The sequence below is a fragment of the Saccharopolyspora indica genome (assembly GCF_027853965.1).
GTDB lineage: Bacteria > Actinomycetota > Actinomycetes > Mycobacteriales > Pseudonocardiaceae > Saccharopolyspora > Saccharopolyspora indica.
The window spans coordinates 340,422-359,818 of the sequence record NZ_JAQGLB010000004.1; the positions used below are offsets into that span (position 1 = coordinate 340,422).

Annotated in this window: 17 protein-coding genes; 13 read left to right on the top strand and 4 right to left on the bottom strand. The window is 70.8% G+C overall.

Features of this window, described 5'->3' with window-relative positions; genetic code table 11:
- Positions 1-139 precede the first annotated feature (139 nt).
- Positions 140-1,006, bottom strand: coding sequence for a hypothetical protein (locus tag OU416_RS12225; protein ID WP_270927009.1), 867 nt, complete (start codon positions 1,004-1,006; stop codon positions 140-142).
- A 143-nt stretch (positions 1,007-1,149) separates the two neighbouring features.
- On the opposite strand from OU416_RS12225, the gene OU416_RS12230 reads away from it, so the two are divergent.
- From OU416_RS12230 to OU416_RS12240, 3 genes are all read left to right on the top strand, one after another.
- On the top strand, positions 1,150-1,644 hold the full coding sequence (locus tag OU416_RS12230; RefSeq protein ID WP_270927010.1) for a MarR family winged helix-turn-helix transcriptional regulator: 495 nt from the start codon (positions 1,150-1,152) through the stop codon (positions 1,642-1,644).
- Positions 1,641-4,202, top strand: coding sequence for an MFS transporter (locus OU416_RS12235; RefSeq protein ID WP_270927011.1), 2,562 nt, complete (start codon positions 1,641-1,643; stop codon positions 4,200-4,202). Before OU416_RS12230 ends, OU416_RS12235 begins: the two co-directional genes overlap by 4 nt.
- Positions 4,203-4,274: 72 nt before the next feature.
- Positions 4,275-5,105, top strand: a complete 831-nt coding sequence (locus OU416_RS12240; protein ID WP_270927012.1) for a YceI family protein — start codon at positions 4,275-4,277, stop codon at positions 5,103-5,105.
- Between the two features lie 70 nt (positions 5,106-5,175).
- Here the strand turns inward: OU416_RS12240 and OU416_RS12245 are convergent, their stop codons facing one another.
- On the bottom strand, positions 5,176-6,750 hold the full coding sequence (locus OU416_RS12245) for an alanine/glycine:cation symporter family protein (protein WP_270927013.1): 1,575 nt from the start codon (positions 6,748-6,750) through the stop codon (positions 5,176-5,178).
- A 200-nt stretch (positions 6,751-6,950) separates the two neighbouring features.
- Between OU416_RS12245 and clpB the strand changes: the two genes are divergently transcribed.
- The gene (gene clpB / locus OU416_RS12250; protein WP_270927014.1) at positions 6,951-9,533 is read left to right on the top strand and encodes an ATP-dependent chaperone ClpB; all 2,583 of its coding nucleotides are present in this window, start codon (positions 6,951-6,953) and stop codon (positions 9,531-9,533) included.
- 162 nt (positions 9,534-9,695) lie between these two features.
- Here the strand turns inward: clpB and OU416_RS12255 are convergent, their stop codons facing one another.
- Entirely contained in the window at positions 9,696-10,667 is a 972-nt protein-coding gene (locus OU416_RS12255; RefSeq protein ID WP_270927015.1) for a zinc-binding dehydrogenase, read from the bottom strand.
- A 73-nt stretch (positions 10,668-10,740) separates the two neighbouring features.
- Complete coding sequence (locus tag OU416_RS12260) at positions 10,741-11,904, bottom strand: MFS transporter (RefSeq protein ID WP_270927016.1); 1,164 nt, start codon at positions 11,902-11,904, stop codon at positions 10,741-10,743.
- 324 nt (positions 11,905-12,228) lie between these two features.
- Here OU416_RS12260 and OU416_RS12265 point away from each other — a divergent pair, with 324 nt between their 5' ends.
- The 9 genes from OU416_RS12265 to pyrE all read left to right on the top strand — a co-directional run bounded on the left by OU416_RS12265 (position 12,229) and on the right by pyrE (position 19,352).
- Positions 12,229-12,900 carry a TetR/AcrR family transcriptional regulator gene (locus OU416_RS12265; RefSeq protein WP_372907173.1) on the top strand — a complete coding sequence of 224 codons (672 nt, stop codon included), beginning with the start codon at positions 12,229-12,231 and terminating at the stop codon, positions 12,898-12,900.
- Positions 12,901-13,129: 229 nt separating this feature from the next.
- Positions 13,130-13,522, top strand: a complete 393-nt coding sequence (locus OU416_RS12270) for a GntR family transcriptional regulator (RefSeq protein WP_093159082.1) — start codon at positions 13,130-13,132, stop codon at positions 13,520-13,522.
- Entirely contained in the window at positions 13,519-14,391 is an 873-nt protein-coding gene (locus tag OU416_RS12275) for an ABC transporter ATP-binding protein (protein ID WP_270927017.1), read from the top strand. Before OU416_RS12270 ends, OU416_RS12275 begins: the two co-directional genes overlap by 4 nt.
- Entirely contained in the window at positions 14,388-15,188 is an 801-nt protein-coding gene (locus OU416_RS12280) for an ABC transporter permease subunit (RefSeq protein ID WP_270927018.1), read from the top strand. The genes OU416_RS12275 and OU416_RS12280 overlap by 4 nt, the downstream gene beginning before the upstream one ends.
- A gap of 93 nt (positions 15,189-15,281) precedes the next feature.
- On the top strand, positions 15,282-16,211 hold the full coding sequence (locus tag OU416_RS12285; RefSeq protein WP_270927019.1) for an ABC transporter permease: 930 nt from the start codon (positions 15,282-15,284) through the stop codon (positions 16,209-16,211).
- Positions 16,212-16,233: 22 nt separating this feature from the next.
- Positions 16,234-17,007 carry a S1 family peptidase gene (locus OU416_RS12290; protein ID WP_270927020.1) on the top strand — a complete coding sequence of 258 codons (774 nt, stop codon included), beginning with the start codon at positions 16,234-16,236 and terminating at the stop codon, positions 17,005-17,007.
- A 131-nt stretch (positions 17,008-17,138) separates the two neighbouring features.
- Positions 17,139-17,843 carry a type III secretion system chaperone family protein gene (locus OU416_RS12295; protein WP_372907172.1) on the top strand — a complete coding sequence of 235 codons (705 nt, stop codon included), beginning with the start codon at positions 17,139-17,141 and terminating at the stop codon, positions 17,841-17,843.
- Positions 17,844-17,990: 147 nt separating this feature from the next.
- Entirely contained in the window at positions 17,991-18,764 is a 774-nt protein-coding gene (locus OU416_RS12300; protein WP_270927021.1) for an SDR family NAD(P)-dependent oxidoreductase, read from the top strand.
- Positions 18,765-18,803: 39 nt separating this feature from the next.
- Entirely contained in the window at positions 18,804-19,352 is a 549-nt protein-coding gene (gene pyrE, locus OU416_RS12305; RefSeq protein ID WP_270927022.1) for an orotate phosphoribosyltransferase, read from the top strand.
- Positions 19,353-19,397: the final 45 nt, after the last annotated feature.

Here is a 19,397-nt window from a genome sequence, read left to right on the forward strand (position 1 = left end):
GGAGCTCCGTTTCCGCTGGCTGCGGGCCGTGAGTGTTTTGTGGGGCTATAGCACCCCAAACCACTCACGGGTACTGACCAGGTGAAACGGAGCCGATCGCAGTGCCCGCGGCCTCGCGGCCGCCGCCCGCGTCGATCGGCTAGTCCTCGTTCGACGGGATGATCCGGTGGCGGACCGCCGGGCCGCCCGGCAGGGCGTCCTTGCGCTTCTCGACGAAGGCGGCTTCGTCGAGCTTGCGGGTGATCACCCGGCTCAGGACGGTCAGCGCGTGCTGCACCTCCAGGTGGTCCAGCCCGTCGATCTCGCCGGTCAGCAGCGGGCTGTCACCGCTCAGCGTCGTCCACCCCTGATCGCGGCCCAGCCGGACGGTGATCGACTCCCCGGTTGGCAGCGCGACCACCACGTCGACCTGCTCCGCCGAGGCGTCCCTGCCGCGGTGCAGCGCGGCGCGGTGCAGGTAGTCGGCGCGCTCGGCGAGTTCGCCGGGATCCTGGTCCGCGGCCAGCTCGCGCTGGGCTTCGCGGGTGATCGCGGTGCCCGTGTCCGCCAGTCCGTGCAGCAGCTCGTCCCGCGTCCAGCCCGGCCCCTGGTCGGTGGGCGGGTCCAGGACGTCGGCCACCGCTTGCAGGGCCCGGCCCGAGCCGGCGGTGATCCGGGTGAGCGCGTCGTCCGGGGCGCGGCTGTACGCCGGGCGGGCCACGGCGTCGACCAGCTGCGCGAGCGGGCGCACGGACTCCGCCTTCAGCGGTCCGCCCGGGGCCGCTTCCGCGCTGACCGGGTCCTGGGTGCGGGCCGAGGGATCGATGCTGCGGGCCTTGAGGTCGGCGTAGATGGTGTCGCGCGAAACCCGCGCCAGCCGGGAGAGCTCCGCGATGTTGCGGGAGCCGCTGCGCCACGCGGCGGCGACGAGGTCGGCGCGTTCCTCGGCGAAGCGTTCCCGGCGATCCGCCCAGCCGATGAGGGCGGCGAGGGCGGCGAGGCGTTCATGTTCTCGAGCGTCTGACATGTCCGGCAGCATATGTCGAATCACTCGACATGTCGAGTGATTCGACACTCCTGCCTCGGTGCTCGGGGTCACAGGTAGACAAGTTGCGTGCTACAACCAAATGAGGTTATGGTTGCGTGCAGCAACTAAAGGATTGGGTTCGCATGGGACCGACACTCGAGACCTGCGGTGAACTGCTCCGCCCGCTGCGGGCGTTGATGGGGCTCAAGCAGGTCGCTCTGCAACGGGGGTACTTCGGCGATCAGGAGGTTCCCTACGCCGCGGCCGGGTTGCTCGCCGAGCTCGTGTTCCGCGGTGAATGCCGCGCCTCCGACCTCGCCCACCACCGCATCGTCGACGCCTCCGTGGTGAGCAGGCAGGTGGGCCAGCTCGAACAGGCCGGGCTGATCAGCCGCCGGCCGGACCCCGCCGACCGGCGGGTATCGCTGCTGCGCGCCACCCCCGACGGCGAGCGCGCGGTGGCCGAACTCGAACGCAGGAAGGCGGAGTGGATCGCCAACGCGCTGGAGGGCTGGGAGGACGCGAAGGTCCGCGAGCTCGGCCGGCTCCTGGGGGAGGCCATGGACGACATCCGCCGCCACACGATCGACGAGGGGATCTGCCACGCAGACCCCGCTACCAGGGAAGGAACTCGATGACGAGCTCGACGGAGACGGTGCGGGACGCGCCGGCCCGACGGGATGCGCACGGGTCCGCCGACGAATCGCCGATGTCGCACCGGCAGATCATGGAAGCGATGTCCGGGCTGATGCTGGCGCTGCTGGTCGCCATCCTCAGCTCGACCATCGTGTCCAACGCGCTGCCGCGCATCATCGCCGACCTGGACGGCACCCAGGGCCAGTACACGTGGGTGGTCACCGCGATGCTGCTGACCTCCACCGCGTCCACCCCGATCTGGGGCAAGCTCTCCGACCTGTTCAGCAAGAAGCTGCTCTACCAGCTGGCCATCGTGATCTTCACGGTCGGCTCGGTGGCGGGCGGCTTCGCGCAGTCGATGGAGACGCTGATCGGCTTCCGGGCCCTGCAGGGCATCGGCATGGGCGGTCTGCAGGCGCTGATCCAGGTCGTGATCGCGGCCATGGTCTCGCCGCGCGACCGCGGTCGCTACAGCGGCTACATCGGCGCCACCTTCGCGGTGGCCACGGTCAGCGGCCCGCTGGTCGGCGGCGTCATCGTGGACACCGCCTGGCTGGGCTGGCGCTGGTGCTTCTGGGTGACCGTGCCGATCGCGGTGATCGCGTTCGTCGTGCTCGGCCGCACGCTGAAGCTGCCGGTCGTCAAGCGCGAGGTGAAGATCGACTGGTTCGGCGCGCTGTTCCTGGTCGGCGGCGTGAGCCTGCTGCTGGTGTGGGTCTCGCTGGCGGGCAAGTCGTTCGACTGGTGGTCGGCGGAGACCGCGGCCTACGTCGGCGGCGGCGTGCTGGCGCTGATCATCGCGGTGATCATCGAGTCGCGGGTCAGCGAGCCGATCGTGCCGCTGCGGATGTTCCGCAACCCGACGGTCACGCTGGCCACCATCGGCACCGTCGCGGTCGGCACCGCGATGTTCGGCGGCTCGGTGTTCCTCGGCCAGTACTTCCAGATCTCGCGCAGCATGACGCCGACCGAGGCCGGGCTGATGACGCTGCCGATGGTCGGCGGGATGTTCCTGTCCTCGACCATCTCCGGGCAGGTGATCTCCCGGGTCACCGGCAAGATCAAGCCGTTCCTGGTGGCCGGGTCGGTCGTGATGGTCGCGGCGATGTGGCTGCTGAGCACCATGGACCACGAGACGAACCTGTGGTTGGTCGGCGTCTACCTGTTCCTGATGGGCACCGGCGTCGGCATGCTGATGCAGAACCTGGTGCTGGCGGTGCAGAACGCGACCAGCGCGCGGGACATGGGCTCGGTGACCTCGGTGGTCACCTTCTTCCGGACCCTGGGCGGTTCGGCGGGCGTCTCGGTGCTCGGCGCGGTGCTGGCCACCCAGGTGTCGGACTACATCCTGCAGGGCCTGGCCAAGATCCCCGGCGCCGCGCAGGCGGCGGGCGGCAACAGCGGCGGCACGCTGGACGTCGACGGCCTGCCGGAGCCGATCCAGGTCATCGTCCGGGCCGCCTACGGCGACGCGATCGGCGACATCTTCTTCATCTCCGCCTGCGTCGCGGTGGTCACCTTCGTGGCGGTGCTGTTCCTCCGGGAGACGCCGCTGCGGACCACGATCGACAGTCACGAGGAAAGGGAGGCGGTTGCGGTGGCCGCGCACGAGGACGCTGTGGACAACCTCACCCGTCCTGTGGACAACTCGGCTGCGACCAACGGCTCTCCGCAGGTGCCACCGGCCGCCGAGCCTGTGGACAACTCTGTGGACAGGCGCTCCGAGGCCTGGTCAGAGCCGGTGGCGCCGCGTCGCTACGCAACCAACGGCAGGCATCTGGCCGGTGAACTCGGCGGGGCCGGGCTGTACGTGCACGGCACCGTGCAGGACTCCGCGGGCGGCCCGGTCGGCGGCGTGGTGCTCACCCTCACCGACGCCAACGGGCGGCAGGTCGAGCGGGCCCGCACCGACCAGGACGGCCAGTTCCAGCTCTCGGTCGCCCACGGCGGCACCTACGTGCTGATCGCCTCCGGCGGCAGCTACCAGCCCACCGCCTCGATGGTGGTGGTCGGCGACCGCCCGGTGCGCCACGACGTCCAGCTGCTGGGCGCCGGCCGCCTCGTCGGCCTGGTGCACGTCGGCGGCGTCGGCGTCGCCGGGGCGATGGTGGTGCTCACCGACGTGCGGGGCGAGGTCGTGGCCACCGCGGCGACCTCCGCGGACGGGCACTACGCGTTCGGCGACCTGGTGGGCGGCGCGTACGCGCTGACCGTCACCGCGCCCCACTACCGGCCGGTGGCCAACTCGGTGACCGTGGCCGACGGCGAGCAGACCACGGCGGACGTGGTGCTGCAGAGCGGCGCGCAGCTGACCGGCGTGGTCCGGTCGGCGAACCTCGGCGTCGCGGTGCCGGACGCGCGGGTGACGCTGCTGAACTCCGGCGGCGCGGTCGTCGGCGCGGCGACCACCGACGTCGACGGCAACTACACCTTCACCGACCTGCCCGACGGCGAGTACACGGTGATCGCCACCGGTTATCCGCCGGTCGCCAGCTCGCTGCGGCTCGCGGGCGAGGCGAGCACGCACGACGTCGAGCTCGGCTACCCGGAGACCGACTGAGCGAGCGGGTGGTGGGGCCGCTCGCCCCACCACCGGCTCGCCCGCTCTTCACGCTCTTAGGAGATGTTCTGGATGGATCTCGGCCAACAGCAGGTCGTCGGCTCCGGCGCGGTCACCGCGACCGTTCGCGGCGGTGACGGCTGGCCGGTCCCGGAGGCGGTGCTGACCGTCATCGACGGCACCGGCACCCAGGTCGCCCGCGTGCAGGGCGACGCGCAGGGCTCCGTGGTCGCCGCCGGGCTGTCGTCCGGCGCCTACACCGCGATCGTCACGGCGGTGGGGCACGAACCGGTCGCCCGCACCACGCTGGTGCACGACGGGACCGCCGCCACCCTCGGCGAGGTCGAGCTGCGCCGCGCGGGTGGCGCGGACCTGCCGTCGCCGGGGCTGTGGCGGATCGACCCGGTGCACTCGTCGATCCAGATCACCGCCCGGCACCTGGGGATCAGCAGCATCCGCGGCCGGTTCAACGAGTTCGGCGGCGAGATCCGCATCGGCAACCCGGTCGAATCGTCCACTGTGGAGGCGATGATCGCCGCGCCGAGCATCGACACCGGGAACGGGATGCGCGACGACCACCTGCGCACCGCGGACTTCCTGGACGTCGAACGCCACCCGGAGATCGCCTTCCGCTCCACCGCGCTGCGCCAGCGCGGCGGCGACCGCTGGGACCTGGACGGCGAGCTGACGCTGTGCGGGCTGACCCGCCCGGTGCGGCTGGACACCCGCTTCGCGGGAGTCGGCCCGGACCCGTGGGGCGGCACCCGCGCCTCGGCGACGGCGACCACCCAGCTCCGCCGCGAGGACTTCGCGATGAACTTCAACCAGGCCCTGCAAACGGGCATCGCGGCCATCGGCACCACCCTGAAGGTCGAGATCGACGTCCAGGCCGTCCGCGAATAGGGCGCCCGCAACGTGAAACCGCCGGCCCCCGAGAGCGGGGACCGGCGGTTTTCGTGCTGTCAGCGGAAGATCAGACCTTCTCCTCGGCGGATTCGGCCCTCGGGACCTCGCCGTTGCGGAGCTTGTCCTTGAAGCTCTTCAGCTCCTTCTTCACCACCGGGATCAGCAGGTACAGGCCGGTGATGTTGAACAGCGCCAGCGCGAACAGGACCGCGTCGGCGAAGTCGAGCACGCTGCCCAGGGTCAGCACCGAGCCGACCACGGTGAAGGCGCAGAAGACCACGTTGTAGACGCGCTCCTGGGTCTTGCTCTTGCCGAACAGGTACAGCCACGCCCGCTGGCCGTAGTAGCCCCAGGTGATGATCGTGGAGATCGCGAACAGGGCGACCGCGACGGTCAGCACGTACGGGAACCACGGCAGCACGGTGGCGAAGGACTCCGAGGTCACCGTGACGCCGTCCGGGGTCTCCCCGCCGTTGAGCACGGTCTGCTGCGCGTCGGTCCAGAACTGGGTCTTGGCGATGACGATGGTCAGCGCCGTCATGGTGCAGACGATGACGGTGTCGATGAACGGCTCCAGCAGGGCGACGATGCCCTCGGTGGCCGGGTCCCTGGTCTTGACCGCCGAGTGCGCGATCGGGGCCGAGCCCAGGCCCGCCTCGTTGGAGAACGCGGCGCGCTGGAAGCCGATGATCAGCACGCCGATCAGCCCGCCGAAACCGGCCTCCGGGGTGAACGCGCCGGAGATGATCTCGCCGATGGCGCTGGGCACCGTGTCGTAGTTGACGCCGATGACGATGAGGCAGGCGACCACGTAGATGATGCCCATGGTCGGCACCAGGCGGCTGGTGACCGCGCCGATGGACTTGATGCCGCCGATGATCACCGCGCCGATCAGCACCGCCAGCAGGATGCCGAAGATCAGCGCCGCGCCGTCGGAGCCGAGCAGGCCCTCCTCGCCGCCGGTGACGTTGCGCAGCTGCGCGAAGGTCTGGTTGGCCTGGAACATGTTCCCGCCCGCGATGGCGAAGAACAGGATCATGACCGCGGCGAGCACCGCCAGCGCCTTGCCCAGGGTCACGCCGAACGCGTTCGGGAACCGTTCGGCGATGCCCTTGCGCAGGTAGTGCATCGGGCCGCCGGAGACGGTGCCGTCGGCGGCGATCTCGCGGTAGCGCACGCCCAGGGTGCACTCGACGAACTTGGTGGCCATGCCGAGCAGGCCGCAGATGATCATCCAGAAGGTCGCGCCGGCTCCACCGACCGTCACCGCCACGCCGACACCGGCGATGTTGCCGAGGCCGACCGTGCCGGAAACGGCCGAGGCGAGTGCCTGGAAGTGGGTGATCTCGCCGGGTGCGTCCTTCTCGCTGTACTTGCCGCGCACCAGGTCGATGGCCAGCTTGAAGGAGCGGATCTGCACGAACCCGAAGACGAGGGTGAACACCGCGGCGGCGATCACCAGCCAGGCCACGATCCACGGGAAGGTCACCCCGAAGACGGTGATCTCGCCGAAGACGATGCCGGAGAAGCCTTCGGAGATCGGGTTGAAGACCGTGTTGATCGCGTTCTCGATGCCAGAGAGCGCGCCGCCCTCTTCGGCAGCCAGGACGAGTTGACCGTCCGGCGCTGTCGTAGTGGTCATGGCGCGTTAGCTAAATCGGGTGAAATGTCAACTGCAAGTCCCTAAAGGGGGGTTTGCCTCAAAGTGCAACCACCTTGTGACGTGCGCCATGTTTCCGAACTTGAGCGGAACTCGCTCAACTTTTCTCACGTTGATGGTGGTAGACGAGCCCGGGACAGGGCAAGATGTCCGGGCAGGTGCCACCGGCGACGAGGTGAGGAATGGACGCGTTCAACCCGACGACCAAGACCCAGCAGGCGATCTCCTCGGCGGTGCAGGCCGCGACCGTGGCCGGCAACCCGGACGTCAGCCCGGGGCACCTGCTCGGCGCGCTGCTCGCCCAGGGCGACGGGCTGACCGCGCCGCTGCTGACCGCCGTCGGCGCCGAGCCCGCCGCGGTGCGCCGCGAGCTGGAGCAGCTGGTCAACGCGCTGCCCGCGGCCAGCGGCAGCACGGTGTCCGCGCCGCAGCTGTCCCGCGACGCGGTCAAGGCGCTCACCCACGCCCAGCGGCTGGCCACCGAGATGGGCGACGAGTACGTCTCCACCGAGCACCTGCTGGTCGGGCTGGCCGCCGAGGGCGGCCGCGTGGCCGACCTGCTGAAGAAGCACGGCGCCACGCCCGAGGCGCTGACCGACGCCTTCGGCAACGTTCGCGGCTCGGCCCGGGTGACCAGCCCGGATCCCGAAGGCACCTACAAGGCCCTGGAGAAGTACGGCCAGGACCTCACCGACCGCGCGCGCAAGGGCGATCTGGACCCGGTGATCGGCCGCGACACCGAGATCCGCCGCGTCGTGCAGGTGCTCTCCCGCCGGACCAAGAACAACCCGGTGCTCATCGGTGAGCCCGGCGTCGGCAAGACCGCGATCGTGGAGGGCCTGGCCCAGCGCATCGTCGCCGGGGACGTGCCGGAGTCGCTGCGCGGCAAGCGCGTGGTGGCGCTGGACCTCGGTTCGATGGTGGCCGGGGCGAAGTACCGCGGTGAGTTCGAGGAGCGGCTCAAGTCGGTGCTCAAGGAGATCACCGACTCCGCGGGGCAGGTCATCACCTTCATCGACGAGCTGCACACCATCGTCGGCGCCGGGGCCAGCGGCGAGGGCGCGATGGACGCCGGGAACATGATCAAGCCGATGCTGGCTCGCGGCGAGCTGCGCATGGTCGGCGCGACCACCCTCGACGAGTACCGCAAGCACATCGAGACCGATGCCGCGCTGGAGCGCCGGTTCCAGCAGGTGCTGGTCGGCGAGCCGAGCCCGGAGGACACCGTGGCGATCCTGCGCGGGCTCAAGGAGCGCTACGAGGTCCACCACGGCGTGCGGATCACCGACGGCGCGCTGGTCGCCGCCGCCACCCTGTCCGACCGCTACATCACCGCGCGCTTCCTGCCGGACAAGGCGATCGACCTGGTCGACGAGGCCGCCTCCCGGCTGCGCATGGAGATCGACTCGCGCCCGGTGGAGATCGACGAGGTCGAGCGCGCCGTGCGGCGGCTGGAGATCGAGGAGATGGCGCTGTCCAAGGAGGACGACCCGGCCTCCCTGGAGCGGCTGGCCGCGCTGCGCGCCGAGCTGGCCGACCGCCGCGAGAAGCTGTCCGGGCTGACCGCGCGCTGGCAGCAGGAGAAGGAGTCCATCGACAAGGTCCGCGACCTGAAGACGCAGCTCGAGCAGCTGCGCGGCGAGTCGGAGCGCGCCGAGCGCGACGGCGACCTGGGCAAGGCCGCCGAGCTGCGCTACGGCCGGATCCCGCAGCTGGAGAAGGAGCTCGACGCGGCCACCGCCGCGCAGACCGAGCGCAAGGCGATGCTGCAGGAGGAGGTCACCGCCGACGACGTCGCCGACGTGGTGAGCTCCTGGACCGGCATCCCGGCCGGGCGGCTGCTGGAGGGCGAGACGGCGAAGCTGCTGCGCATGGAGGAGGCGCTCGGCGCCCACGTGGTGGGGCAGGCCGAAGCGGTGCGAGCGGTGTCCGACGCGGTGCGCCGCACGCGCGCCGGGGTCGCCGACCCGGACCGGCCCACCGGCTCGTTCCTGTTCCTCGGGCCGACGGGCGTCGGCAAGACCGAGCTGGCCAAGGCGCTGGCCGGATTCCTCTTCGACGACGAGCGGGCGATGATCCGCATCGACATGAGCGAGTACGCCGAGAAGCACTCGGTGGCCCGGCTGGTCGGCGCGCCGCCCGGCTACGTGGGCTACGACCAGGGCGGGCAGCTGACCGAATCGGTGCGCCGCAGGCCCTACTCGGTGGTGCTGTTCGACGAGGTGGAGAAGGCGCACCCGGACGTCTTCGACGTGCTGCTGCAGGTGCTCGACGACGGTCGGCTCACCGACGGCCAGGGCCGCACGGTGGACTTCCGCAACACGATCCTGGTGCTGACCTCGAACCTCGGCTCGCAGGCGATCGCCGACCCGAACCTGTCCGAGCGGGAGCGCGACGACGCGGTGCTCTCGGTGGTGCGCAAGCACTTCAAGCCGGAGTTCCTGAACCGGCTGGACGACGTGGTGGTGTTCCACTCGCTGTCCACCGACGAGCTGACGTCCATCGTGGACATCCAGGTGGAGCACCTGGGCCGCCGCCTCGCGCAGCGGCGCCTCACCCTCGACGTCCAGCCCGCCGCGCGGGACTGGCTGGCCCTCAACGGTTTCGACCCGATCTACGGCGCCCGCCCGCTGCGCCGCCTGGTCCAGTCGGCCATCGGCGACCAGCTCGCCCGCAAACTCCTCGCGGGCGAGATCCGCGAGGGCGACAACATCAAGGTGGACACCACCGACGACAACCAATCCCTCACCGTCACCGCGGGTTGACACCACGGTGAAGGGCACCTTTTAGCAAGTAACTCGCCTAAAGGTGCCCTTCACCTACCACCCGATCGCGCTCGCCGAGGTGGGCTCACTCGGACGGGGTAGGTGTGAAGGGCACCTTTCACCAACTGTGCTGGCGAAAGGTGCCCTTCACCTCTCGCCGGGTCAGGTGAGGAGCAGGGTTTTGCCGATCGTGGTGCGGTTTTCGACGGCTGCGTGGGCTTCGGCTGCTCGTTCGAGGGGGAAGGTCTGCCCGATGAGGGGTTGGATGGTGCCCGCTGCGGCCTTGGTCATCATCTGCTCCGCCCACCGGCGCTGGTGGGGGCCGAAGTCGAAGAGCTGCTCGATGCCGAGCACCTCGACGCCCCGGTGACCTGCTTCCGCCGGGGAGATCTCGGTGGCCGAGCCGCTGGACGCGCCGTGCACGGAGAAGCGCCCGCCGCGGGCCGTCACCTCGAACGCGGCACGGCCGATCTGACCGCCGACGCCGTCGAACACGACGTCGGGGCCCTTGCCACCGGTCGCTTCGAGGACCTGCTCGGTCCAGTCCGGCGCGGAGTAGTCGACCACCGCGTCGGCGCCCAGTTCCCGGAGCGCGCCGAGCTTCCGGGCCCCGCGTGCCGCCCCGACGACCCGCGCTCCCGCCTCGCGGGCGAGCTGCACCAGCAGGCTGCCCACGCCACCGGCCGCGGCTTCGACCAGCACCTGGTCGCCGGGGCCGATCGCGGCCTTCTCCACCAGGCCCTGCGCGGTGCTGCCGTCGCTGAAGAGCGCGGCGGCTTCGGGCAGGCCCAATCCGTCCGGCACCGGGAACAGCTCGTCGACCTCGGCGAGCGCCTTCTCGGCGAAGCCGCCGGTGTCCCCGAGCTCGGCCAGGACGCGCTGCCCCAGCCACTCCCGGCCCACGCCCTCGCCGACCGCGCCGACCTGCCCGGCGACCAGCCCGCCCGGCACGTAGGGCAGCTGCGGCCGCTCGTGCCACTCGTCGGCGCCGCGCCGGATCTGCGTCTCGACGAACGTCAAGCTCGCCACCGCCACGTCCACCACGACCTGCCCCGGACCGGCCACCGGATCCGGCGCCGAACCGGGGACCAGCACCTCGGGACCGCCGAAGCGGACCACCTCGACCACTCGCATGTCCTTCGCTCCCTCCGCCCGCCGACGCGGGCGAACCGAGCCTCCAACTTCGAGCAACGTCGAAGTCAAGCCATCACCGGTGCAGGTAGGTAGACACCACCGCGATCGCGGCGAACAGCGCCGCCGCCGAGGCGAAGACGACCGTCGCCGCGGTGAGGCCGAAGAACGTGCTCACCACGCCCAGCACCACGCTCGGCACGCTGGCCGACAGGTAGGCCACCACGTAGATCAGCGCCGAAGTGCCCGCGCGGTGCTCGGGCGAGGCCAGGCCGGTCAGCATCCGCATGCCGCCCATGAACATCACGCCCCAGCCGGTGCCCAGGACCGCTGCGGCGGTGAAGAACACGACCGGCTGGTGCTCGACGGTCGAGGTCGCCACGCCGGCCAGGCCGAGGACCATCACCGGCCCGCCGATCCGCACCGCGCGGCGGGAGTCCACACCGGACAGGACCAGCTGCGAGAGCCCGCCGAACCCGGCCAGCGCCGCGACCGCCGCGCCGCCGATCAGGTACGGGCTGCCCTCGACCAGGCCCTTGGCCACCGACGGGCCGAGGGACATGAACATCCCGCCGACGATCCAGGACGCCAGCAGCGTGGTGGCCATGAGCGCGAACGCGAGGCCCTTGCCCGCCGGGATGGACGGCCGCTGCGGGCGCAGCACCTCGCGCAGCTTGCGGCGGTGGGCGACCGGCTCGGGCATCGCCAGCACGCCGGGGATCGCCACCGCGAGGCCGAGCACGAGCAGCAGGTAGCTGGTCAGCGTCGGGCCGGGCACGTACTGCACGAGCGCGCCGGCGAGCAGCGAACCCAGCGCCATGCCGAACGCCGCGGCCACGCCGTTGAGCAGCGAGCCGTGGTTGGAGCCGGGGCGCTGGAAGTCCAGCAGCGAGCCGCTGATCGCGCTGGTCGCCACGCCGGTGGCCAGGCCTTGCAGCGCCCGGCCCGCGTACAGCCAGCCGACGGCGGGCGCGAAGGCGAGCAGCAGCATCGAGACGATCTCGAGCGCGAGCGCGGCCAGCAGCACCGGTCGCCGCCCGATGTGGTCGGACAGCGAGCCGAACAGCAGCAGCGCGGCCAGGATCGCCACCGCGTAGACGGCGAACACCTCGGTGAGCACGGTGGTGGTGAAACCCCACCGCTGCTGGTAGATCGAGTACATCGGGGACGGCGCGGTGGACGCCATCAGGAACAGGGCGTAGAGCGCGCCGACGAACCAGAACGAAGCGGACCGGGACAAGCCGCTGTCCCGCCTCTCCGCGATTCTCAGTGATGGTTGCGTTTGGGGCTGATCTTGCGGTTTGGGGGTTTCTTGTGGCTGGGTCGCGTCACGGTCCCCTGAGGTGCGGTTGAGCGGGACTCCGGTTGACACAGGGGGTGTCATGGTTGCTTCTCATCCCTCGAATGGCCGGAACGAATGATTCCGCTCAACCCAACCCACCACCGGAACGGATCATTCCGTTCCGGGTTATCCTGTGGCCCACGACACCCCTGGTGTCAGGAGTCCTGCCCAACCGCACCTCAGGGGACCGTGATGCAACACAGCCACAAGAAACCGCCAAACGTGAGAACGACTCCAAGCGCAACCACCACTGAAAATCGCGGAGAGGCGGATAAGGGAGAGGCGGAACAGCACAGCGATCGGGTCATCCGGGCGGCTCGGGACGTGTTCGCCGAGCAGGGCTTCGCCGCGCCGATGTCCGAGGTGGCCAAGCGTGCGGGCGTCGGTGTGGCCAGCATCTACCGCCGCTACCCGAGCAAGCACGAGCTGATCGAGCAGGTGCGCATCGTCGGTTTCCGGCTGCTGCTCGCCGAAGCCGAGCGGGCGCGCGCCGAGGAGTCCGACCCGTGGGCGGCGCTGGTCCGGTTCATGCGGCGGTGCTTGCGGGAGGGGTCGGGCATCGGCACGGTGCTGCCGCCGATGGATCCGCAGCACGTCTACTCGGACGAGTTCCGCGGCCTCCAGCAGCGGGTGCCGAAGGCGATCGAGGAGCTCGTCTCGGCCGCCCAGCGGGCCGGCGAGCTGCGCGAGGACGTCGACTGGACCGACGTCCTCCTGCTGCTCAAGCACCTCAACCCGCGCCTGCCCGCCACCGAGCAGCGCCGCGCCGAGCTGCGCTCCCGCTACCTCGGGCTGGTCCTCGAGGGCCTGCGCCCCGGCGGCCCGGAGCTCCCCGGCCCGCCGCCGGACCGGGCGGAGTGGCAGGCGCTGTGCGACAACCTGGCGACTCCGTAGCGATTTCGCGCGAAATCGTCCTCCACCCCTCGTGCCGGGTGCCGATTTCGCGCGAAATCGCCACCCTCCACCACCCACCCGAGCCGCTGTCCTAGTTCGACCCACCCGAACGCCCCGGCCTTCGTCGGGGCGTTCGTGCTGTTCAGGGGCGACTTCGGCCGTTCGGGTCGACAAAGATCGTCGTATGGTTATCCTATGGTCATAGGTTAATAGAGATTGGAGCGAGTGCTTGATCGAGTTCCGGGTCGACACGGGATCGGGCGTGCCGCCGTACCGGCAGCTCGTGCATCAGGTCGAGCACGCCCTCCGGCTCGGGCAGCTGCAGGTCGGGGACCGGCTGCCCACCGTCAAGGAACTCGCGAAGAACCTGGTCATCAACCCGAACACGGTGCTGAAGGCCTATCGCGAGTTGGAGCACAAGGGATTGGCCAAGGGCCGTCCGGGACAGGGCACGTTCATCGAACGGGGCCTGACCGGGCTGCCCGCGGAGAAGCAGGCCGAGCTGCGCGCCGGCCTGGAGTCGTGGCTGGCCGAAGCGCATCGCGCGGGCATGGACGCCGACGGGATCGCGGCGCTGGTCGCGACGGTGCTGGCCGAATTTCGCCTGGAGGAGCGGACTTGAACGAGATAGCGATACGAACCAGCGGACTGGGCAAGCGCTACCGGCAGAAGTGGGCGCTGCGCGGCTGCGACATCGAGGTCCCGGCGGGCCGGGTGGTCGGCCTGGTCGGCCCGAACGGCGCGGGCAAGTCGACGCTGATGAACCTCGCGGTCGGCCTGTTGGCGCCGACCGAGGGGACGCTGGAGGTGCTGGGCCGCGAGGTGCGGGCGGACACCGTGCTGCACCGGGTCGCCTACATCGACCAGGAGCACACGATGTACCGGAACTTCACGGTGCGCGAGATGGTCAAGACCGGCCGGAAGCTCAACGCGCGCTGGGACGACCGGATCGCGTTCGACCGGCTCGCCGAGCTGAACATCCCGCTGGACAGCCGGGTCGGCGCGCTCTCCGGCGGCCAGCGCGCGCAGGTCGCGCTCGCGGTGGCGCTGGCCAAGGAACCCGAGCTGCTGATCCTCGACGAACCGGTGGCCAGCCTCGACCCGCTGGCCAGGCGCGAGCTGATGAGCGTCCTCATGGAGGCGAAGGCGGACACGGGCTGCACGGTCGTGCTGTCCTCGCACGTGGTCTCCGAGCTGGAGCGGCTCTGCGACTACCTGATCGTGCTCGACCACGGCCGGACCAGGCTCGTGGGCGACATCGACGAACTGCTCGACGAGCACCGGGTGCTGACCGGGCCGAGCGGGCTCCCGGAGCCCGAGCGGATCGTGCACCGGCACGTCGACGGGGAGCGCAGCTCGCTGCTGATGCGCGGGAACGCGCCGGTCGACCCCGGTTGGGCGGTGCAGCGGGTCAACCTCGAAGAGCTGGTCATGCGGTACCTGAGCCTGGCCGCCCCGCAGCGGACCGGAGCTGCGGAGGTCGCGGCGTGATCTGGGTGACCTGGCGGCAGCACCGCGCCGGAATGGCGGTTCTCGCGGCGGTCTTCCTCGGCGCGGCGGGGATCTTCCTCCTCGCCGACGCGCTGGGGGCCACCGCGCAGGTGGTCTTCGACGCCCAGTCCGGGTTCGCGGAGCTGGTCCGGATCGGTGAGCAGATCGGCGCGATCCGGCTGCTGCCGCTGCTGATCGGTGTCTTCGTGGGAGCTCCGCTGGTGTCCAGGGAGGTGGAGCAGCGCACCTGCCGGTACTCCTGGACCCAGGGCGTCTCGCGAATTCGCTGGCTGAGCACCAAGGTCCTGCTGCTCGGCGCGGTGGTCCTGCTGCTCAGCGCGGTCTACACCGCGGTGCACATGTGGTGGTTCGAGCCGGTGGCGGGGCAGCAGGGCTGGTTCACGATCTACAACCAGGCGGGCGTGGTGTTCCCCGCGTACTGCCTGTTCAGCTTCGCGCTCGGCGTGGCCGTCGGAACGGTCGTCAAGCAGAGCGTGGCCGCGATGGCGATCACCCTGGTCGGCAGCGCCGCGGCGATGATCGGGATGTGGGTGCTGCGGAGGGGCTTCGCGGAGCCGGTGACCGTGTCCGCACCGGCCGGATCCTCCACAGTGGACGAGATGGCGCAGGGCGGCCACATCATGTCCTTCGGCAGCGGCGCCGAGATCAGCTACGTCACCTTCCACCCGGCCGAGCGCTTCTGGCCGTTCCAGTTCACCGAGGCCTCGATCGTCCTCGCGCTGACCCTGTTCGCGCTGGCGCTGGCCTTCTGGTGGCTGCGCCGCAAACTCAGCTGAGCCCCGTTCCGGGCGCAATCGAAAACCCTTCCCAGGGCGCGGAAAACGCGTCCCGACGGATGCTGCCCGGAGAACGCTGACAAGGAGTTTCGCATGATCTGGTTGACCTGGCGGCAACACCGGGTTGCCGTCCTGTCCACCGCCGCGGTGTTCCTCGGCCTCGCCGCGTGGTTCTTGCTGATCGGCAGCGGAACGCGAGGTTCGCTGGCCCCGGCGGAACTGTCCTACTGCATCGGGCTGCGGTTCGACTGCGGCGAGTGGCAGTCGTCGCTGATGTGGTTGCGCGATCTCGAGCAGACGCTGCTGCCGCTGCTGCCCGCGCTGATCGGGGTCTTCCTCGGCGCACCGCTGCTGTCGCGGGAGATCGAGCAGCGCACGTTCCGCTACACCTGGACGCAGGGCATCACCCGCGGCCACTGGCTCAAGAGCAAGGTGCTCCTGCTCGGTGCCGCGATCGTGCTGCTGAGCACCGCGTTCTCGGGCGCGTACATGTGGCTGTACGACCCGGCCGTGCCGGAGCAGGGCTGGTTCGACGCGTTCAACCAGGCGCTGCCGGTCTTCCCGGCGATGTGCCTGTCCGGCTTCGCGCTGGGGGTCGCGGCCGGTGCGCTGACCCGGAAGCTGCTGGTGAGCATGGCGCTGGCGTTCGGCGCGTTCCTCGCCGTCTTCCTGCCCATCGTGATCTGGATCCGGGCCACCTACCAGGCACCGCTGAGCATCCCGGCCGATGCCTACGCCGCCGAGGGCCGGAAGGGGTGGGCCGTCGACTTCTCCTTCCGCGACGGGTCCGGGACCACCTACGACATCTGGGAGGCGTCCCGGCAGGCCGGGATGGACGTCTCCGGCGGCTTCGGCTCCAAGGACATCGAGCAGCTGAACCGGGCCGGGTTCACCGAGTACGTGTCGTTCCAGCCCGCCGACCGGTTCTGGACGTTCCAGCTCATCGAGACCGGGATCTACCTGTGGCTGACCGCCGGCTGCATCGCGCTGGCGTACTGGCTGCTGCGCCGCAAGGCGCTCTGACCGCGTGGAGAGAGGAAGAGGAATGCGAATTCGCACGTTGCTGATCGCCGTCTCAGGTGCGGCGCTGGTCGGGGCTTCGACCGCCGGGACCGCGGGTGCCGTCGTCGGTGGTGGCCCGGCCGACGAGGCCTACCCGTTCATGGCGTCGTTGCAGGTCCCGGGCGAACCCCGGTTCCACTGCGGGGCCACGCTGATCGACGAGGAGTGGCTGCTGACCGCCGCGCACTGCGTCGATTCCTTCGAAGCGGATCAGCTGACCGCTCGCATCGGCAGCCCGGACCGCACCGCCGGTGGCGAGGAGCGCGGGATCGCGGAGAAGATCGCGCACCCGGACCACCGCAAGGAGTACCTGGCGCAGTACGACTTCGCGCTGCTGAAGCTGGACCGGCCCGTCGACCTGCCCACCGTGGCGATCGCGGAGTCCGCGCAGCCGCCGGGCAAGGACGTCCGGGCCATCGGCTGGGGCCGTGAGTGCAGCGAGTTCGACTGCGGCGCGATGCCGGTCTTCCCGCGCGAGCTGAAGCAGTTCGACTCGGAGGTGGGCGCCGACTCGGAGTGCCACAAGACCGACGGCACCGTCGACGTCTGCGTGCGCGGGATCGGCGGCGCGTCGGTGTGCAGCGGCGACTCCGGTGGCCCGGCGCTGATCCGCAACGCGGCCGGGCGCTGGGAGCAGATCGGTGTCACCAGCCGGTTCGGCGGCATCGAGGAGGACGAGATCTGCGGCGACGAGCCCGACATCTTCGCCGACCCGGTCGTGGTCCGGGACTGGATCGGGCAGCAGATCGGATCCTGACCTGCGCAACGCCCGGCCGACCCGGGGGCGGCCGGGCGTTTCCGCAGGTCAGGATCGGCCGATGGGGTGGTTCGGCGGTGGATCTCCAGGTGATCTTCGTCTTCGGCGGTGATCGGACTACCCTGCGCAGTGTGGGCATACCTGCGTGGCTCTGGTTCGTCGTCGCCGTCCTCGCCATCGGCGCGGGCGTCGCGCTGCTGGTCGCTGACCGGTCGCAGCGCGTCTCGAACAACCGGGAGCGGCGGCGCTGGGCCGCGCTGCGCGGTTGGCAGTTCGCCGAGGCCGACCAAGTCCTGCCGACCCGCTGGGAGCGCGGCGCGCTCGCCCAGTACGGCAGCCCGACGGCCACCGACGTGGTCGCCGGATCGACCTTCACCGCCGACGGCCGCCGCCAGGTCTACGTGATGGACCTGGCCGTCAACGGCCGGGCGGCGACCGTGCTGGCGGGCATCCGCTGCCGCCGGTCGGCCCCCGCCACCATCGAGCTGTGGCTGCCCGACGTGCCGGTGCCCCAGGACTCCGAGCTGGACCTGCTCGGCCCGGTCGGCTCCCGCTACGCCTTCGTCACCGAGGTGGCCGCGGCCCGCCCGCTGGTGACCCCGGACCTGGTGGACGCCACCGAGGAGATCGGCTCCGACGTCACCGTGGTGTGGCTGGAGGACGACTGGGTGCTGGCCGCCCTGGAGCCGGGCCAGGCCGACCCGGCCCGCCTGGAGCGCCTGCTCCGCGACCTCGGCGACCTGGCCGACCTGGTCGACCCCTTCGACACCGACCCCAACGAGCCGGAACCCGCCGCGGAAGCCGAGCCCACCTCCTCGGAATCCTCCGCGCGCTGACCGCTGCCCGCTTCGGCGGTGGCGGGCACCGATGCTTCGGCGGTGGCGGCCGTTTCGGCAGGTGATGGGCCGTGAGCGTTTTGTGGTGCCATAGCACCCCAAACCACTCACGGGGCACGACCTGGGGCGCAGGGTAAATTCGGGCGCATGCCTACCGCACTCGTCACCGGAGCCACCGCGGGGATCGGGCGCGCCTTCGCCCGCCGACTCGCCGCCGAAGGCCACGACATGGTCCTGGTCGCCCGCGACGCCGATCGGCTCGCCGAGCTCGCCGACCGGTTGCAGGCCAGGCACGGGGTGCGCGCGGAAGTGCTCCCGGCGGACCTGGCCGACGCCGCCCAGCGCGCGAAGGTCGAGCAGCGCCTCGCCGACCCCGAGCGGCCGGTGGACGTGCTGGTCAACAACGCCGGGTTCGGCACGTCGGGCAGCTTCTCGGAGACCTCGACCGCCGAGCTGCAGCGGCAGCTGGACGTCAACGCGGGCGCGGTGCTCGCGCTGACGCACGCCGCGCTGCCGGGCATGTGCGAACGCGGCCGCGGCGACGTGATCAACGTGTCGAGCGTGGCGGGGTTCTTCCCGGTCGCCGGTTCGACCTACGGCGCGACCAAGGCGTACGTGACCGCCTTCTCGCAGGGCCTGTCGGTCTCGCTGATCGGCACCGGCGTGCGGGTCATGGCGCTGTGCCCGGGCTTCACCCAGACCGAGTTCCACCAGCGCGCCGGGCTGGAGATGGGCCGGCTGCCCAAGGCGTTCTGGCTGCAGGCCGACCAGGTGGTGCACGCGGCGCTGGCCGACCTCCGCAGCGGCAAGGACGTCTCCGTGCCGGGCGCGCAGTACAAGGCGCTGGTCGCCATCGGCCGCCTGGTGCCGCAGAAGCTCCAGCGCATGATCGTCGCCCGCACCGTCCCGGGCCGCACCTGACGACCACCCGGCGCGGGCCGGGCCGTATGCTGAAAACTCGTGGTCACAGTGGATGAACAGCAGCGCTCCGAACTCGCCCGCCTGGTCCAGGACATCGCCGTCGTGCACGGCAAGGTGACGTTGTCCTCGGGCAAGGAAGCCGATTACTACGTCGATCTCCGGCGCGCGACGCTGCACCACCGGGCGGCACCGCTGATCGGCCGGTTGCTGCGCCAGCTCACCGCGGACTGGGACTACGTCGCCGTCGGCGGGCTCACGCTCGGCGCCGACCCCGTCGCGACCGCCATGATGCACGCCGAGGGCGCGCCCCTGGACGCCTTCGTGGTGCGCAAGGACGCGAAGGCGCACGGCATGCAGCGGCGCATCGAGGGCCCGGACGTCACCGGCCGCCGGGTGCTCGCGGTCGAGGACACCTCCACCACCGGCGGCAGCGTGCTGACCGCCGTCGAGGCGCTGCGCGAGGCCAACGCCGAGATCATCGGCGTGGCGACCGTCGTCGACCGGGACACCGGAGCGCGCGAGAAGATCGAGGCCGCCGGACTGCCGTACCGCTCGCTCTTGGGCCTCGCCGACCTAGGTCTGGCGTGAGCGGCCCGAGGCCAACCCAGTCTGGCCCGGGGGCCAACCCCAGCC

Coding starts and splice junctions, on each gene's coding strand:
- OU416_RS12285 (WP_270927019.1), top strand. CDS start 15,282: ATGATCTGGTTGACCTGGCGGCAACACCGGGTTGCCGTCCTGTCCACC.
- OU416_RS12245 (WP_270927013.1), bottom strand. CDS start 6,750: ATGACCACTACGACAGCGCCGGACGGTCAACTCGTCCTGGCTGCCGAA.
- OU416_RS12230 (WP_270927010.1), top strand. CDS start 1,150: ATGGGACCGACACTCGAGACCTGCGGTGAACTGCTCCGCCCGCTGCGG.
- clpB (WP_270927014.1), top strand. CDS start 6,951: ATGGACGCGTTCAACCCGACGACCAAGACCCAGCAGGCGATCTCCTCG.
- OU416_RS12240 (WP_270927012.1), top strand. CDS start 4,275: ATGGATCTCGGCCAACAGCAGGTCGTCGGCTCCGGCGCGGTCACCGCG.
- OU416_RS12255 (WP_270927015.1), bottom strand. CDS start 10,667: ATGCGAGTGGTCGAGGTGGTCCGCTTCGGCGGTCCCGAGGTGCTGGTC.
- OU416_RS12300 (WP_270927021.1), top strand. CDS start 17,991: ATGCCTACCGCACTCGTCACCGGAGCCACCGCGGGGATCGGGCGCGCC.
- OU416_RS12225 (WP_270927009.1), bottom strand. CDS start 1,006: ATGTCAGACGCTCGAGAACATGAACGCCTCGCCGCCCTCGCCGCCCTC.
- OU416_RS12290 (WP_270927020.1), top strand. CDS start 16,234: ATGCGAATTCGCACGTTGCTGATCGCCGTCTCAGGTGCGGCGCTGGTC.
- OU416_RS12235 (WP_270927011.1), top strand. CDS start 1,641: ATGACGAGCTCGACGGAGACGGTGCGGGACGCGCCGGCCCGACGGGAT.